Annotated in this window: 18 protein-coding genes; 8 read left to right on the plus strand and 10 right to left on the minus strand. The window is 71.0% G+C overall.

Annotated features, from left to right (window positions below; all coding sequences use genetic code 11):
• Positions 1–116 precede the first annotated feature (116 nt).
• Complete coding sequence (locus tag AB0I28_RS07510; RefSeq protein ID WP_357490606.1) at positions 117–905, minus strand: D-Ala-D-Ala carboxypeptidase family metallohydrolase; 789 nt, start codon at positions 903–905, stop codon at positions 117–119.
• A 146-nt stretch (positions 906–1,051) separates the two neighbouring features.
• On the opposite strand from AB0I28_RS07510, the gene AB0I28_RS07515 reads away from it, so the two are divergent.
• Positions 1,052–1,708 (plus strand): HNH endonuclease family protein, encoded by a 657-nt coding sequence (locus AB0I28_RS07515; protein ID WP_357490608.1) that lies wholly within the window; start codon positions 1,052–1,054, stop codon positions 1,706–1,708.
• 102 nt (positions 1,709–1,810) lie between these two features.
• Here AB0I28_RS07515 and AB0I28_RS07520 read toward each other — a convergent pair whose 3' ends face one another.
• Positions 1,811–2,149 carry a YbaB/EbfC family nucleoid-associated protein gene (locus AB0I28_RS07520; protein ID WP_357490609.1) on the minus strand — a complete coding sequence of 113 codons (339 nt, stop codon included), beginning with the start codon at positions 2,147–2,149 and terminating at the stop codon, positions 1,811–1,813.
• A 114-nt stretch (positions 2,150–2,263) separates the two neighbouring features.
• Positions 2,264–2,698 carry a helix-turn-helix domain-containing protein gene (locus AB0I28_RS07525; RefSeq protein ID WP_357490611.1) on the minus strand — a complete coding sequence of 145 codons (435 nt, stop codon included), beginning with the start codon at positions 2,696–2,698 and terminating at the stop codon, positions 2,264–2,266.
• Between the two features lie 109 nt (positions 2,699–2,807).
• Here AB0I28_RS07525 and AB0I28_RS07530 point away from each other — a divergent pair, with 109 nt between their 5' ends.
• Positions 2,808–3,737 carry an NADP-dependent oxidoreductase gene (locus tag AB0I28_RS07530; protein WP_357490613.1) on the plus strand — a complete coding sequence of 310 codons (930 nt, stop codon included), beginning with the start codon at positions 2,808–2,810 and terminating at the stop codon, positions 3,735–3,737.
• A 347-nt stretch (positions 3,738–4,084) separates the two neighbouring features.
• A complete protein-coding gene (locus AB0I28_RS07535; protein WP_357490615.1) occupies positions 4,085–5,002 on the plus strand; it encodes an ankyrin repeat domain-containing protein in 918 nt (305 codons plus the stop codon).
• On the opposite strand, the gene sigJ is transcribed toward AB0I28_RS07535, so the two are convergent.
• Both sigJ and AB0I28_RS07545 read right to left on the minus strand, forming a co-directional pair.
• A complete protein-coding gene (sigJ, locus tag AB0I28_RS07540) occupies positions 4,999–5,883 on the minus strand; it encodes an RNA polymerase sigma factor SigJ (protein WP_357490617.1) in 885 nt (294 codons plus the stop codon). The genes AB0I28_RS07535 and sigJ overlap by 4 nt on opposite strands.
• A gap of 84 nt (positions 5,884–5,967) precedes the next feature.
• Positions 5,968–7,284: an MFS transporter gene (locus tag AB0I28_RS07545; protein ID WP_357490619.1), complete on the minus strand. Its 1,317-nt coding sequence runs from the start codon at positions 7,282–7,284 to the stop codon at positions 5,968–5,970.
• Positions 7,285–7,455: 171 nt separating this feature from the next.
• On the opposite strand from AB0I28_RS07545, the gene AB0I28_RS07550 reads away from it, so the two are divergent.
• From AB0I28_RS07550 to thpR, 3 genes are read left to right on the plus strand one after another with little or no spacing between them, the layout of a single operon-like run.
• Entirely contained in the window at positions 7,456–8,208 is a 753-nt protein-coding gene (locus AB0I28_RS07550; RefSeq protein ID WP_357490621.1) for a maleylpyruvate isomerase family mycothiol-dependent enzyme, read from the plus strand.
• A 49-nt stretch (positions 8,209–8,257) separates the two neighbouring features.
• Positions 8,258–8,677, plus strand: a complete 420-nt coding sequence (locus AB0I28_RS07555; protein ID WP_357490623.1) for a hypothetical protein — start codon at positions 8,258–8,260, stop codon at positions 8,675–8,677.
• Positions 8,674–9,258, plus strand: a complete 585-nt coding sequence (gene thpR / locus AB0I28_RS07560; RefSeq protein WP_357490625.1) for an RNA 2',3'-cyclic phosphodiesterase — start codon at positions 8,674–8,676, stop codon at positions 9,256–9,258. The genes AB0I28_RS07555 and thpR overlap by 4 nt, the downstream gene beginning before the upstream one ends.
• Here the strand turns inward: thpR and AB0I28_RS07565 are convergent.
• The 4 genes from AB0I28_RS07565 to AB0I28_RS07580 form a co-directional block, all read right to left on the minus strand.
• Positions 9,244–9,708, minus strand: coding sequence for a hypothetical protein (locus AB0I28_RS07565; RefSeq protein ID WP_357490627.1), 465 nt, complete (start codon positions 9,706–9,708; stop codon positions 9,244–9,246). The genes thpR and AB0I28_RS07565 overlap by 15 nt on opposite strands.
• Positions 9,709–9,994: 286 nt before the next feature.
• A complete protein-coding gene (serC, locus tag AB0I28_RS07570; protein WP_357490629.1) occupies positions 9,995–11,107 on the minus strand; it encodes a phosphoserine transaminase in 1,113 nt (370 codons plus the stop codon).
• Between the two features lie 137 nt (positions 11,108–11,244).
• Positions 11,245–11,895, minus strand: coding sequence for a response regulator transcription factor (locus AB0I28_RS07575; RefSeq protein WP_357490631.1), 651 nt, complete (start codon positions 11,893–11,895; stop codon positions 11,245–11,247).
• A gap of 8 nt (positions 11,896–11,903) precedes the next feature.
• Complete coding sequence (locus AB0I28_RS07580) at positions 11,904–13,058, minus strand: ATP-binding protein (protein ID WP_357490633.1); 1,155 nt, start codon at positions 13,056–13,058, stop codon at positions 11,904–11,906.
• A gap of 128 nt (positions 13,059–13,186) precedes the next feature.
• On the opposite strand from AB0I28_RS07580, the gene AB0I28_RS07585 reads away from it, so the two are divergent.
• A complete protein-coding gene (locus AB0I28_RS07585) occupies positions 13,187–14,272 on the plus strand; it encodes a hypothetical protein (protein WP_357490635.1) in 1,086 nt (361 codons plus the stop codon).
• Between the two features lie 101 nt (positions 14,273–14,373).
• Positions 14,374–14,970 (plus strand): zinc ribbon domain-containing protein, encoded by a 597-nt coding sequence (locus AB0I28_RS07590; RefSeq protein ID WP_357490637.1) that lies wholly within the window; start codon positions 14,374–14,376, stop codon positions 14,968–14,970.
• Between the two features lie 42 nt (positions 14,971–15,012).
• Here AB0I28_RS07590 and AB0I28_RS07595 read toward each other — a convergent pair whose 3' ends face one another.
• Positions 15,013–15,777 (minus strand): DUF6612 family protein, encoded by a 765-nt coding sequence (locus tag AB0I28_RS07595; RefSeq protein ID WP_357490638.1) that lies wholly within the window; start codon positions 15,775–15,777, stop codon positions 15,013–15,015.
• Position 15,778: the final 1 nt, after the last annotated feature.

Below are 15,778 nucleotides of genomic sequence, written 5' to 3' on the forward strand. Positions count from 1 at the left end.
GCCCACTGGGCCGCACAAGCCCGAAGGCCGCAGCGGCATCGCCGCTGCGGCCTTCGGCCTCGCTGTCCATGTTGCCGGTTTTTCCGGTCGGGTCGCCCCGTCCGGTCACACCACTACTAGATGCCGCAGCTGGGGGCCGACCAGAACTGGCTGGACCGGTTCGCGACGTGGGTGTGGTCGTTGTGGTCGGGGTAGCCCGGGCCCAGGATCTCGCGGAAGCCGTGGCTGCGGGCCTGCTTGGCCAGCGTGCACAGCGAGTGCGGAGAGACCCCGAGGTCGACGGCGTCACCGTAGAGGTGGCGGCTGGTCGCCGATCCGCCGGCGGCGTTGTTGCACGCCACGCTGCGGAAGCCGGAGGTGACCCGGATGGACTGGTCGCCGAGCGCGTGCCGGAGCGCTTCGAGCTTCCACATGCTCACCAGGGCGTTGCGCTTGGCGGTCGCCGCCGAGACGTTGCCGCCTGCCCAGGTGGAGTTGCAGTTGTTCAGTTCCGCGTACGTGAAGTGGATCGGCGTGCAGTCGTTGTCCTGCAGCTCGTAGATCTTGTTGAAGGTCGCGGGACCGGCGATGCCGTCCGCCGCCAGGCCGTAGGCCTGCTGGAAGCGGATGACCGCCGACCTCGTGGCGGGCCCGAAGGCGCCGTCGAGCGCCAGAACCGCGCCGTAGCCGGGGTATCCCGACACGCGGACCTGCAGCTCGGTGACGTCGGCGCCGCTGGCGCCCTGCGAGAGGGTCCGGCCCCAGGTGTAGCAACCGTCGGCGGATGCCGGTGCCGACGTGCCCGTGACCACGATGAGCGTGGTCGACAGGGCGAGGACGATCGTGGAGAGGACTCTTAAGAAGCGTTCGCGCATGTGCCGTGCCTCCAGACGAGGGGGGATCTGTGCGCGAAGGTTTTCATGCATGACCAGATCGTGTCAAGACAACTTACCTACGGGTAGGCCTCGTCCTCTTTAGACGTTTCAAAACTTGTGGATATGGATATCCATGGGAATCATGGGGGCGTCCGTGCCCGAACCCGATCCATTCCCTCACAAGGAAAGAATCGCCGATGAAGAAAGCACTGGTGGGTACGCTGTGTGCGGTCGCTTTGACCGCCTGCGGCGTACTTCTATCCGAGTCCGCGCAGGCGGAGACGATCTCTCTGCCGTTGAAGGACGCCATCGCCGAGCTGCAGGTGGCCGACGAGGACCGCACAGGTTACGACCGCGACAAGTTCGAACACTGGGTCGACGAGGACGGCGACGGGTGCAACACCCGCTACGAGGTCCTCATCGCCGAAGCGGTCGAGGCTCCCGATGTCTCCGGCGACTGCCAGTTGTCCGGCGGCAGCTGGTTCTCCTACTACGACGGTGCGACCTGGACGGCCCCGGCCGACCTGGACATCGATCACTTCGTGCCGCTGGCCGAGGCCTGGGATTCCGGAGCCTCCGACTGGACGGCCGAACAGCGCGAGCAGTTCGCCAACGACCTGGGCGACGACCGCGACCTGATCGCGGTGACCGACAACGCCAACCAGGAGAAGTCCGATCAGGACCCGGCCGAATGGATGCCGTCGGTCGGCGAGGTGCACTGCCAGTACATCTCCGAGTGGGTCGCCGTGAAGCTGCGCTGGCGGCTGACGATCGACGAAGGTGAGAAGTCCGCGATCGAGTCGATCTCGGCCGACTGCGGCAACGACACGATCACGGTGGAGACCGCGATCTAGCGAGGAAGCACCCGGCACCGGTTCGGACGGGGCGCCTCGGCGTCCCGTCCGGACCGTCTACCGTGGATGAACGCGAGCGGAGAGCCGGTCGCGGCAAGGGAATCAGAGCGGGCGCTGGTCTCGCAGGTCGTAGGCGCGCCGGATGGTGCGCGCCAGTTCCGGGTCGCCCGACAGGGCCTCGCGCACGGTCTGCTCGACCTGCGCGGTGACCTGCCACTGACCGGCCCACATGACGTGCATGATCTCCTCGGCCAGCAGTTCGTGCCCGCGGCCGACGGCCTCGGGCGATAGCCGCAGACCGGCCACCCGGCCGTTGGTGTCGACGTGCACGGTGATCGAGTTGTCGGCGTTGGTCGCGGCGACGACGAGGGCGCCTAAGGTCGAGCGCAGCTCCGTGACGGCGGTCAGCTGTTCTTCGATGGTCGTCCGTACGTCCCCCATGCCGTACCCCTCTCGAAAGACGTGTTTCCCCAGGGTAGTACCGGTAGTCAGTGAATACTGTGGACGTTCGGACGTATCAGCGGCCCGAGTGGGGGATATCGCCTATCGGGTATTTCATGGGCGTCTGTTCAGTGCCGCGACGGGCTCGCTCTCCTCGCGCGCGTCGTATTCCAGCCGTGCCCGATAAACGTCGTCCATATTGGACTCCGCCCAGTCCTTCACCTGCGTCAGCAGCACGACGAGGCTCTTTCCCAGAGCGGTCAGTTCGTATTCCACGCGGACCGGAACGGCCGCGGTGACCGTCCTGGTGATCAGGCCGTCGCGCTCCATCGTCCGCAGTGACTGGGTCAGCATCTTCTGGCTGACGCTGGGAATCGCCCGCGACAGGTCGCTGTAGCGCCGGGTGCCCTCGGCCAGGGCCGAGACCAGCAGGGTGATCCACTTGCCGCTGATCTGCGCCAGGAGGTTGTGCGAGGGGCATTCGGCGAGGTAGGCGTCGTAGTCGCGGCGTTCGCGCTCGCGCCGGCCGGCGGCCGTGAGGGTCGGCATGGCTCTCCTTGGGGTGACGTACGCACTTTCAGGTGCCTTCTTTCCGTTGGAGAGTAGCCGTCCTAACGTTGCGCCGGTAACCCCGAGTGATCCACCTCAAGGAGAGAACATGCGAGCCGCCGTCATCCACTCGTTCGGTGGACCCGATGTGGTCGAGATCGTCGAACTCCCGCTCGTCGAGCCCCGCACCGGTCAGGTCCGGGTGCGGGTCGCCGCCGCCGCGGTCAATCCCGTCGACCTCGTCACCGCCGCCGGTGTCATGCACCAGGTCGGCAACGCCCCCGAGCGCGCCCGGATCGGGCTCGGGTGGGACTTCGCGGGCACCGTCGACGCCGTCGGCCCCGGCGTCGCCGCCTTCGCCGTCGGCGACGAGGTCGCCGGAATCCTCGACCGGGTAGGGGCGCCGCGCGGGTCCTTCGCCGAATACGTGATCGCCGACCTCGGCCAGATCGCCAAGGCTCCCGCAAAGGCGACCACGGCACAGGCGGCGACACTTCCGCTTCCCGGCCTGACGGCCTGGCAGGCGCTGGCCGCACTCGACCTCAAGGCCGGCCGGACGCTGCTGGTCACCGGGGCGGCGGGGACGCTCGGCGCCTTCGCCGTGCAACTGGCCGCCGGGCGCGGCATCGAGGTCGTGGCACAGGGCGGTCCCGGTGACGCCGAACTCCTGCGCTCACTGGGCGCCCGCCACGTGATCGAGCGCGGGGAGGACGTCGGCGAAGCCGTCCGGGCGATCTATCCGTCCGGTGTGGACGGAGCCCTCGACGCCGCCGTGCTCGGCATCGCGGCCCTCGACGCCGTCCGCAACGGCGGAGGCATCGCGATGCTGGTGGGAACCGTGCCCGCCCTGCGGAACATCACGGTGCACGACATCCTCATCCACGCCGACTCCGCCGCCCTCGCCGAGCTGGTCGCGCTCAGCGACGCCGGGCGGCTCGACCTGCGGGTCGCCGAGACCTATCCGCTCGGCGAGATCGCGGCGGCCTTCGGGCGCTTCGTCAAGGGCGGGTTGCGCGGCCGGATCGTGCTGGAGCCCTAGGTGTCGGCCCCGCCGGTCGAGCTCGCTCACCGGCGGGGTCTCGCGCGCGTCGTCGGCGCGGTCGGCGCGGTCGGCGCGGGCGTCGTGGGCCCGGCCGCCGGCGAGGCGGTGATGGCCCTGCACAGCGCGCTGGTGAAAACGCTCGGCGCCTACGCCGAGCGGAGCCGGCCTCGCTCGTCGAGAAGGGCGCGCTCACACCGCGCGTGCCGGCGACCTACTCGCCGGCCGACGCCGTCGCCGCGCACATCCGGCTCGACGGCGGTTGGCCAGCGCGGCAGGCTGATGCTGGTGCCGCAGCGGCGATCGGGAACAGCCGGATCGTCGGCGGCGCGGCCTACACTGCCGCGATGACCGACGTTCCCGGCCTGTCCCCGGACGTGCTCGCGCAACTCGGCCGGCTCGGCGCACGCGTCCCCACCGGCTTCCTGCCGCACAGCGCCTCCGCGGGCACTCCGGCCGGCCCGCATGCTGTTCCCCTCGCCGTGCGGGCTTTCCTGGCCGCCGAGCGTCCGGCGCGGCAGGTTCTGCTGGTCAAGGACGGCGGTGTCGACGTCGAGATCCACGTGCCCTCGGCGGGCGAGGTCGGCCGGGGTCGCCTCAAGCCGGTGCGGCCGTGGTACCGGATCGGTTTCGACGAGAGCGGTTTCGACCTCCTCGTCGACCTCGGCGAGGCCGCCGCCGACGACGACCCGCCGACCTACCGCGTCGAGCGGGGCGGCGTTCGCCGGGCGCCCAAACCGAAGCCCTTGTCGGTGCGGCTGGCGAAGATCCGGGAGCGGCGGCCGCCGGCGGCGAAGGACGCGTTGGCGCACGCCTGCGCCTACGGCGATCTGGCCACCGTCCGGGAATTCCTGGCCGCCGGGGCCTCACTCGCGCCGGTCGACAAGTCGGGTGTCACACCGCTGCACCTGGCCGCGCTGACCTCCGGTTCGCCGGAACTCGTCCGGTCCCTTGTGGACGCGGGCGCGAACGTGCACGCGGTCGTCACCGGCGACCCGGGCACCATGCGCGGAATCGTCGGCGTGGAACGGCTTCGGGGCCGCGGACTGCGCCCGGGATACACGCCGCTGCACGCCGCCGTGTGGGCCGCGCACCCGTGGTTTCTGGCGGTGTGGCCGCGCGGCGGCGAACTCGCCGCGATCCTGCTCGCCGCGGGCGCCGACCCGGGCGCGGTCGACGATCTCGGCCGCACGCCGCTCGACATCGCCGCCGACACCGTCGGCGAGACGGCCGCCGGTATCGCCGCCCTGCTGCGGGCTGCTTAACCGGCGAACGCGGCGAGGTCGAGCCTTCCGAGCCGTTCGGGGTCGGCGAGGACGTCGATGGCGACGATCCGGCCGCCGGTGACGGTGAAGGCCATGATCGACACGACGTCGCGTTCGGGGACCACGACGACTCCGGCGGCGCCGTTGACCAGCGCGGGCCGCGCGAAGGGGCTGAGGCCGCCCCAGGTGACCGCCTGGGAGGCGATCGTCTTGGCGCCGTTGAGAAGGACGTTGAGGGCGGGCCGCTTGGCGCCGCCGTCGGAGCGCAGGACGACGTCGGGGTCGAGAACGGCGACGAGCGCCTCGAAGTCGCCGTGGCGGGCCGCGGCGAAGAACGCGTCGACGACCTCGCGCTGCCGGGCGAGGTCGGGATCGGGTGCGGGGGCCTGGTTCTGGACGCGGCGGCGCGCGCGGCTGGCGAGCTGACGGGCCGCGGCCGGGGTGCGTTCGAGGATCGGCGCGATGTCGTCGAAGGGGACGGCGAACATGTCGTGCAGGACGAAGGCGAAGCGCTCGGCGGGAACGAGCGTGTCGAGGACGACCATGAGCGCCAGGCCGACGGAGTCGGCGAGCAGGGCCTCCTGCTCGGGGTCCTGGCCGCTTTCTTTGGACACGACCGGCTCGGGGACGTGGACGTCGAGGGGGTCCTCGCGTTTGGTCTGGCGCGAGCGGAGCATGTTCAGGCAGATGCGGCCGATGACGGTGGTCAGCCATCCCGGGAGGTTCTCGATCTCCTCGGCGGCGGTGCGGTCGAGGCGCAGCCAGGTCTCCTGGACGGCGTCCTCGGCTTCGCTCATGGAGCCGAGCATGCGGTAGGCGACCGCGCGCAGGCGGGAGCGGTTCTCCTCGAAACGCGCTGTCAGCAGGGGATCCCCGGCCACATCGGGTCCTTTCTCGCGTGTGCCGTCATCGCGACGACCGGTGAGAACCTACTGCTGTGACCGGGGCATACCGTCGCGGCCGTCCTACGCCGCCTTTTCCCACTTGGTGCCGTAGGGGAAGGAGAAGGCCTCGCCGTCGGGCTCGCTGAACACCAGGTGGGGGCGCGGGCGGCGTTCGAGGGTGACCTTCACGTCGCGGCGGCGGGTCCGGTAGACCAGGGCGGTGAGGCCCGCCAGGAGCGAGAGGGCGCCGCCGACCCACAGGCCGGAGCGGGGGCCGAGCAGTTCGGCGAGCCAGCCGACGATGGGGGCGATGATCGGCGCCGAGCCGAGGAAGACCATCACGTAGAGGGCCATGACGCGGCCGCGCATCTGTGCCGACACGCCGAGCTGGACGCGCTGGTTGGCGGCCTGTGCGAAGAACACCATGAGGAAGCCGGTGGGGACGAGCAGGGCGACGGCGACGGCGAAGCTGGGGGCGAAGCCGGCCAGGATCTCCAGGATCCCGAAGCCGATGGCCGCGCCGAGGACCAGGTACACGCTGGGGCGCCGGCGGCGCTTGGTGCCGCCCAGGGCACCGGCGAGCGCTCCGACGGCCAGGGCGGTCGTGAGCAGCCCGAAGGCGGCCGGTCCGGTGCCGAACTCGGACTTGGCCAGCAGGGCGAGGGTGACCTGGAAGTTGAAGCCGAAGCCGCCGACGATGAGGACCAGCGCGAGGGGGAGCAGCAGGTCGGGTCGGCGGCGGACGTAGGCGAGGCCTTCGCGGACGGTGCCGCTGGCGCCCGTGCGCGGTGCCCGCTGGAGTTCGTCGGGGTTCATCATCGCCATGGTGACGACCGTTACAAGGAGTGTGACGGCGTTGATGGCGAAGATGGGGCCGATGCCGATGAGCGCGATCAGCACACCGGCGATGGCGGGCCCGACGATGCGGGCGCTGTTGAAGGTGGCGCCGTTGAGGGCGAGCGCGTTGGGGAGGAGTTCGGCGCCGACGAGTTCGGAGGCGAAGGCCTGGCGCGTCGGGATCTCCAGGGCGCTGACCACGCCGAGGGTCAGTGAGAAGGCGTAGATCTGCCAGAGCTGGATGTTGCCGCTGATGACCAGGACGGCCAGGGCCGAGGTGAGCACGAACCAGATGGCGTTGCACCACTGGAGGATGCGGCGCTTGTCGAAGCGGTCGGCGAGTTTGCCGGCGTAGAGGGCGAACAGGAGGGTGGGGGCGAGCTGGAAGGCGGTGACGAGGCCGAGGGCCGTGCCGGAGTTGTTCGACAGGTCCAGGGCGAGCCAGTCGAGCGCGATGAAGCGCATCCACGTGCCCACGAGAGCGATCAGCTGTCCGGTGAGGAAGAGCCGGAAGTTGCGTACCTTGAGTGATCTGAAGGTGTCTGCGAGCTGATGTCTCATTGTGGGCGTTACGCCTCCCGAAAGTAGAGAGCCTTACTCCTGATCGCCCACTGACATTACCGCGCCTTACTCCTTAATTCCAGGGCATGTTATGACCATCACCCAATGGGGGTCCTTACATTCCGGCGAACCCGCTGCTGACCGTTGCGATGCCGTGTCATGGTGGAGCGCATGGAGTGGTCCCGCTACACAGCAAGTCTGACCGCCGACGCGGCGCGCTTGGCCGAAGTCGTCGACGGTCACATGGATGCCAAGGTGCCGAGCTGTCCGGAATGGACGGTCACGGACCTTGTGCACCATCTGGGGGAAGTCTATGAGCACAAGACCCTGTGCATCAAGTACGGCGCCGAACCCCAGCCCTGGCCTCCGGAGCGTCCCACCACGACGCCGCTGACCCGGATGCGCACCGCCCTCGGCCACCTGCTGGCCGAGTTCACCGGCCGCGCGGCCGCCTCGCCCGCCTACACCTGGTACGAGCCCGACCAGACCGTCGGCTTCTGGGCGCGCCGCATGGCCATGGAGACCGCCGTCCACCGCGTCGACGCCGAACTGGCCGCCGGCGTCGAGATCACCCCGATCCCCGAGGAGATCGCCGTCGACGGCGTCGACGAGATCCTCAACATCTTCTTCGCCTGGGCCTACACCCGCTGGCCCGAGGAGTGCGCGCCCGTCATCGCCGACGGAACCGGAGAACCCGTGGTGATCGCCACAGGAGACCGGGAGTTCACCGTCCGCGTCAGCCCTGAATCGATCACCGTGACCGAAGGCGAGGAGGACGTCGAGGCGGCCGCCCGCGTCAGCGGTGACCCCACTGACGTCCTGCTCTGGCTCTGGCGCAGGGTTCCCGACGAAAAGGTCACCATCGAAGGCGATGCCGAGGAAGCCGGCCGTCTACATCGGATGCTGGCCTCCTTCACCCAGTGAGACCACGCGCGGACGCAAAGGGCTTGCGCGCGGACGTAAGCTCAAGTACGTGAACGTGGTACGCGCACTCGTAGTGGTGCTGGCGTTGGTGACGCTGGCGAGCCTTCCGTGCGTGATCGCCTGGTTGGTGGTGAACGCCGACGAGATGACCGAACGGGCCGAGGCCGCCAAGCGGAAACTGCCCAAGATGCGTCCGACCCCGCAACCCCCCATCGAAGAGACGGCGGCCGAACTGCGCCGACTGTCGACGGCACTGGCCCGCGCCGGTGCCGGAGCACGAAGCACCGGCCTGCGCGAAGCCCGCGACCGGGCCCTGCGTCAGGCCAGCGCCGCCCTCGGCATCGACGAGCACCTCGACGGTCTCGAAGGCATCGACCTGGAGATCGAACGCGTCCGGGTCACCGGCGCTCTCCAGCTCGCCGGCCTGCACATCGACGAGACTCGACGCGAGCCTCAGGATCGGCAGTGACGACCACGCGCCTCTTCGTGGCGGTATACCCGCCCGAAGGGGCCGTGGCCGATCTCGGCCCCGTCGCCGAGGCCCTCCACACCTCCCGGGCACGCCCGATGCCCCGCCGCCAATGGCATTTCACCCTGGCCTTCATCGGCCACGTCGAGAGCTCCCGCGTCGACGACGTGCACCGCGCGCTCGCCGGGGCCGCCGGCGAGGCCCGCCACGCGCCGCCCGTCCGGCTGACGGTCGCCGGGGGTGGCGTCTTCGAACGCGAAGGGCGCGCCCACGTGCTGTGGGCCGCCGTCGACGGTGACACCGGGCCGTTGACGGCCCTCGCCGAGACCGTGCGGGCACACCTCGCGGCCCAAGGGATCGGCTTCGACGCGCGGCCGCTGAAGGCGCACCTGACGTTGGCGCGGCCGGGCGCCGCGACGACCGGTGCCGACATCGCCGCCGACCTGGAGACCCTCGCCGCCTACCGGGGGCCGGCGTGGGAGGTCGGGGAGATCACTCTCGTGGAAAGTCGCGGGGGTAATGGGGCGGTGCACTACGACGTGCTCGGGCGCTGGCCCGTTTCGGCGCTACCAGCGCAGTGAGCGTGCCGCGCGGGAGAGCAGGCCGGTGATCGCCCGGTGGTGGACGAGCGCCGCCAGGGCCCACACGACGCGGCCGAGCGGACGCCGGTAGCGCACCACCGTGATCCAGGTGATCTTCGCGGGGGTGACGGTGACGATGTTCTGCGTGTCGAGAAGCCACGACGACGCGCCCATCACCAGTTCGCCGCCGTCCGCGGCGATGATCGGCCAGCCCGCCACCAGCTCCGGTGCCCGCGGCGACCCCAGCTTCAGGCCGAGGACACCCCGCCAGCCGAAGACGATGAAGCGTGCGGCGAAGGCCGGGGCGTGCTCGAACACCGCGCGCGCCCACCACTCCGGGATCGGCGGCGTCGGCGGGGCGGGGAGTTCGTAGGCGGAGGCGTAGTCGTACTTCGCGACGGCCGGGTGCGTGCCGGGAGCGGGCACGCGGCGGGCACGGGGTGGGGTCACGGAGGGCTCCTCGGGAGGGGGGATCCACGATAGCCAGCCGGGTCGAGGGGGCACGGGGGGACGGGGAGGAGGGTGGTGGGGGCGACAGTGGGGTGGGGCGCGGAAAAGGGGCGCCCGTAGGCGCCCCTCACGTTCCTTCCGCCTAAGCGTGACACCGCGAAGGCCGGGCCACCGGTCAAGCCGATGCGGCGAAGCCCGATTCCCGCCGGGCACGGCATTCACCGCTACCCCGGTTAGAGGAGGTGCGGGTGGCTCTTTCCTGCGACCACGCCTCTACAACCTCTACCTACAACCGCTCCACCACGTAGTCGATCGACTCCGTCAGCTTCGCCACGTCCGCCGGGTCCACCGTCGGGTACAGCGCCACCCGCAGCTGGTTCCTGCCCAGCTTGCGGTACGGCTCGGTGTCCACGATCCCGTTCGCCCGCAGTGTCTTGGCAAGTGCGGCGGCGTCGATGGAGTCGGCGAAGTCGATGGTGGCGACGACGTTGGAGCGCAGCGACGTGTCGGTCACGAAGGGGGTGGCGTACTCGGACTTGTCGGCCCAGCCGTAGATGTTGGCGGCCGAGGCCGCACTGCGGCCGACGGCGTAGTCGAGGCCGCCGTTGGCGTTGAACCAGTCGGTCTGCTCGGCGGCCAGGAAGATGGTGGCCAGCGCGGGGGTGTTGTACGTCTGGTTCTTCAGCGAGTTGTCGACGGCGGTGGCCAGGTCGAGGAAGTCGGGAATCCAGCGACCGGTGGCCTTGATCTCGGCGACGCGGTCGAGCGCGGCCGGCGAGAACAACCCGATCCACAGCCCGCCGTCGGAGCCGAAGCCCTTCTGGGGCGCGAAGTAGTAGACGTCCGACTCGGCGAGGTCGACGGGGAGCCCCGCGGCGGCGGAGGTGGCGTCGTGCACGGTGAGGGCACCGTCGTGGGCGACCCGCCGCACGTCGACGGCGACACCGGTCGAGGTCTCGTTGTGGGGCACGCCGTACAGGTCCACACCGTCCTCATAGGACAGCTCGGCCGCGCCACCCGGTTCTCCCTTGTGGACGGTCGGTTCGCTCAGGAAGGGCGCGTTCTTGATCGCCTTGGCGAACTTCGCGCCGAACTCGCCGAAGGTGGCCAGCTGCGCCTTCTCCTTGACCAGCCCGAACACCATCGCGTCCCACAGCGCCGTGGTGCCGCCGTTGCCGAGGATGACCTCGTAGCCCTCGGGCGCGGAGAACAGCGTCGCCAGACCTTCGCGGAGACGGCCGACCTCGTTCTTCACCGTCGCCTGACGGTGCGAGGTGCCCAGGAAGGAGACGGCCTTGTCGGCCAGCGCGGCGACGGCCTCGGGGCGCACCTTGCTCGGACCGGAACCGAAACGGCCGTCGGCGGGCTTGAGCTCATCGGGAATGCGGATATCGGCCACCGCGGGCTCCTCTCACAGCGGATTGCTGGGGGTCGTGCGACTTCCGAGGGGCTCGGCGGCGCTGCCGGTCTCGGCCCAGCATTACACAGGCGTTACCGGCCGCTGACAGGGTGGGGGCGAGCTTGTGACCATTTCCGTCAGGGCCGGACCTGCCCGGTCGACCAGGCCCACGCGGCCACGCCGACGCGGTTGGCCACGCGGAGTTTGCGCTGCACGTTGGCCAGATGGTTCTTGACCGTGCCGGGGCTGATGAACAGCTCGGCGGCGATCTCGGCGTTGGTGCGGCCGGCCGCGACGAGGCGCACGACCTCCAGTTCGCGCTCGCTGAGCGGCTCGGTGGCCGGCGCCGGCGCGGTGCTCGCGGGGATCATCTTGCGCAGCAGGCGGACGGTGATCTGGGGGCTGATGAGGGTGTCGCCGGCCATCGCCGCGCGGATCGCCTCGATGAGCAGGGTCGGTCCGGAGCGCTTCAGCAGATAGCCGCAGGCGCCGTCGCGCAGGGCCGTGTGCACGTACTCGTCGAGGTCGAAGGTGGTGACGACGATGACGCGCATCGGGTCGGCGACGCCGGGTCCGGCGAGCCGCCGGGTCAGTTCGAGGCCGTCGAGGCCGGGCATGCGGATGTCGGCCAGGACGACGTCGGGTCGCAGATGGCGGGCCTGCGACAGCGCCGAGAGCCCGTCGGCGGCCTCGGCGACGACCGTCATGTCGGGTTGCGCGTCGAGGACGAGCCGGAAGGCGTCGCGGATGCCCTCCTGGTCGTCGGCGATGAGGATGCGTATCGACATGGCGGTTCTCAATCCTGCTCGGCGGTCAGTGGGATGGTCGCGGTCAGCCGCCAGCCTCGCGGGCGGTGCGGCCCGGCGGTGAGGCTCCCGCGCAGCGACTCGACGCGTTCGGTGAGGCCGGGGATCCCCAGCCCGGCGTGCGCGCGGGAGGACTGGCGGGGTTCGCCGGCGCCGTCGTCGGTGACCGACACGAGCAGGGAACCGTCGCCGACGGACAGCGTCACGTCCACCGTGGAGGCGTTCGGGGCGTGGCGGCGGATGTTCGTCAGGGCCTCGACCACCACCCGGTAGGCGACGGCGGCGGCCTCCCGCGTGACGGCGGGCTCCTCGGGCATCGACAGCCGGATCCGCGCGCCGCCGCCGCCGGCGAAGCGCTCGACGAGCGGCGGCAGGTCGGCCAGCACACCGACCGGCTCGCGCGCGGCCTCTCCTGCGTCGCGGAGCATGTGCACGGTCCGGTCCATCGACTCCAGCGCCCGCAGCCCGGCCTTCTCGATGCGCCCCAGCGCCTCCTCGAGACGCGGGTCGCCGTTGGCGAGCACCATCCGCACGGCCTGGGCCTGGGCGACCATCTCGCTGACGTCGTGGGCGACGAAGTCGTGCAGGTCCCCGGCGAGGTCGAGGCGCTGGGCCCGGCGGGCCTCGGCGACGGCGCGGTCGCGGGCGGTGTCCATGCTGCGCAGGTACCAGGCGATCGTGCCGACGGCCAGGGACGGGATCAGCCACAGCAGGCCCCCGGCGAAGCGCGTCCACCAGTCGTCGGCGGGGACGTATCGCATGACCGAGGCGGCGACGGCCAGCGCGGGCAGCGTGCCCCCGAGCACCGCGAGGCGCGGCGGCGCCCAGCGCACCGGCAGGTAGACGAACACGACCGTGACGACCGGTTCGAGCAGCATCCACTTGCCCTCGTTGCCCGACGGCTCCCCGCCGGGGTCGACGAAGGCCAGGTACCCGGCGGTGACGACGAGGGAGAGAGCGCCGACGGCGATGCCGACGTAGGGCGCCGCCCGGCGTGAGCGCGGCCAGGTCGCGAAGACGCCCAGCACGGCGAGGCACACGAGGAAGGGGACCACGGAGCTGCGGACGGGCGCGGGGAACAGCGCGTAGCCGCCGAACATCACCGCGACGCCCGCCACCGCCGTCGCCGACCGCCATTTCCGCATGATCACCAGCCTATTCGCGGTCGGCGGGCCCGGCGATGTGCCGTTCGGCCTAGCGGCCGCCGTGTGCGGCGGGAAGGGTGGCCGGTCGGCACATGGGACCAGGGGCCGGATCCGCACAGGCTGGGGGCATGCGAAAGAACTGGCCCCATCTCATCGGCTACGTCACCGCCGCGGCGAGTCTGGTCTACGGCGCGCTCGGTCTCCTCTGGGCCCTCGGCGGCCCCGGGTTCCCCTTCGGCGTCGGGGACCCCGACATGGTCGAGGAGGGCACCAACGCGCTGCACGCCAACCTCCTCGGCGTCTCGACCCCCGAGGCCGCCGGCCCGATCATCGCCGCCGTCGGCGTGTTCGGCGCGGTCGCCGCCCTGCTCATGGCGCGCGGGATCGGCCGGGGAGCCCTCCGGGGCGCCCTGGTCGCCGTCGCGGGAGTGTTCGCCGTCGGGCTGGGCGTCGTCGTGCAGGACTACCGGCCGCTGACCGTGGTCGCCTACCTGCCGATCCTCGGCGTCGGCAAGCTCCTGTTCGGTTGGCCCGAGGGCGTCAGCATCGGCGCGCTGGCCAACTGGCCGTCGATCAACCTGACCCTGTTGCTGCTGCTCGCCCTCGCGTGGGTCTTCACCGCCGTGGCCTACCTGCGCAAGACGCGCGGAGCCTGCGGCAACTGCGGCCGCGACGACGTCCACGACGGCCACGGCCTCGTCCGCTGGGGCAGACCCGCCGTCATCGTCGCCATGGTGGTCCCACTGCTCTACTGCGCGACCCGCTGGGCGTGGGCGCTGGGCTGGCCCATCGGCCTGGAGGAGGAGTTCTACCGGGAGGGCAAGGAGGTCGGCCTGTGGATCGCGGGCGCGGCCCTGGCGAGCATGGGCGCCCTCGGCGCGCTGCTGACCCTCGGCCTGATCCAGCGCTGGGGAGAGGTCTTCCCCCGCTGGATGATCGGCCTGCGCGGCCGCCGCGTCCCGGTGATGCTGGCCGTCGTCCCCGCGACGGTGGTGGCGCTCCTGGTCACCTCGGCGGGGACCATGTACATCCGGCTGGCCTTCACCATGGGCGTCGAGGGCAACTGGGCGACCAACATGCCCGAGACGCTGTGGCCGGTGTGGGGCGGGGCGCTGCTCCTGGCGGCCCTGGCATACCTCCAGCGCAGGCGGGGAGCCTGCCGGACCTGCGGGCGGGGCGCGCTCGCGCGGACCGGGGAGAAGGCGCTCGCCTGATCCCGACACGGCTCGCGGCACCGGGTCTCGCCCGGTGCCGCGCTCGCGCGCGTGGCATAGAGTGCGCTGGAGTCGTACAGTGCGCGCACGGAGGTGCCCTGGTGGATCCGTTCAACTCGCAACAGCTCTTCTGGGTGACCGTGCCCGATCTGGCGCCGGTCGTCGAGCAGGTCGCGGTGCACTTCCAGACCTCCGGATTCCACGTGCAGACCCACCCCGTGTCGGCGACGGCGGTCTACGTCTACCTGATCCGCCCGACCAACCAGGCCTTCCAGCAGCCGAAGCCCGAGCTGATGATCTACATCGAGGGCCGGGGCAACCACACGGTCGTGCAGGCCGGCGCCGCCTCGGGCAACGTCGGCCTGAAAGTCTGGAAGGCGCTGAGCAATCCGGGACTGACGCGCGGCGCCATGGACGTCACCGGCCGCGCGCTGTACCGCGTCGCCGGACAGCCCTTCCCGGAGGCGCCGGCGCCCGCGCCGGTCCAGCCGCCCGCCCCGTCTCCGATTCCGCCGTCGGTCATGCCAGGGTCGCCGGTGTCGGGACCTCCGGTCAGCGCGCCGCCCGCGCCGGTGAGCGGACCTCCGGCGACCCCGCCGTCGCGGCTGGTGCGCTACTGCACCCGTTGCGGCAGCGAGATCCTGGGCGAGGCGAAGTTCTGCGGTCAGTGCGGCGCGGCCGCCCCGCCGCACAAATAGCGACGGCCCCGCCGAAGCGGGGCCGTGCCGTGCCCTGGTCGCCTAGTCGCCGAAGCCGGGCATCTCCTCGACCTCATCGGCCGGGGGAGCGGTGACCTCGACGGGAGTGCCGTAGTCGCTCATGGTGACCACGGCCGTGCGGTCGCCGTTGTCGTCGCCCATGCCCTTCATGGTGACCTCCATGCGGGACAGGCGGCCCTGGTCGTCGAGCGTCAGGGTGAAGGGGATCTCCGACGCGGCCGCGCCGAACTTCTCGCCGTGCCCGCCGCCGAAGGCGCCGGTGTCCATCGTGGACATGTCGATCACGCCGGTGTAGGTGAACTCGTCGACCTGCGTGACGTCCTTCGCCTGGTCGAGGAACTCCGCCGGGTCGACCTGGCTGGCCGAGAAGGCCTCGCCGAGGCCGTCGGACTTCAGGTGCATCCACTTGTCGGAGGCCAGCGGCCCGCCGACGGTCTTCATGTAGATGTCCTCGCCGATGATGATCATCTCGGACTCCATCGACATGCCCTCGGCACTGATGGACGTCGTGGTGTGACCGGTGCCGGCCACCGGGTCGACGACGGCCTCCATGCTGAGTTCCGGGTCGACCGTCATCGTCATGCGGTACGACTGCTGCGCGGTCTTCTCCGCGGCCAGCGCCACGGCGGCCGTGGCGTCGGCGGGGGTGCTGTGCTCGGTGCCGAGGTTCGCGCCGTCGCCGCCGCCCTGGACCTCCGCCTTGTCGCCGCACGCCGCCGCGCCCACGGCGACCAGCGCCGCGAGGGTCAGCGTCGCGGCGAACCTCTGAGTCCGCTTGAGTGTCATG

It is taken from the genome of Phytomonospora sp. NPDC050363, assembly GCF_040655735.1.
Classification (GTDB): domain Bacteria; phylum Actinomycetota; class Actinomycetes; order Mycobacteriales; family Micromonosporaceae; genus Phytomonospora.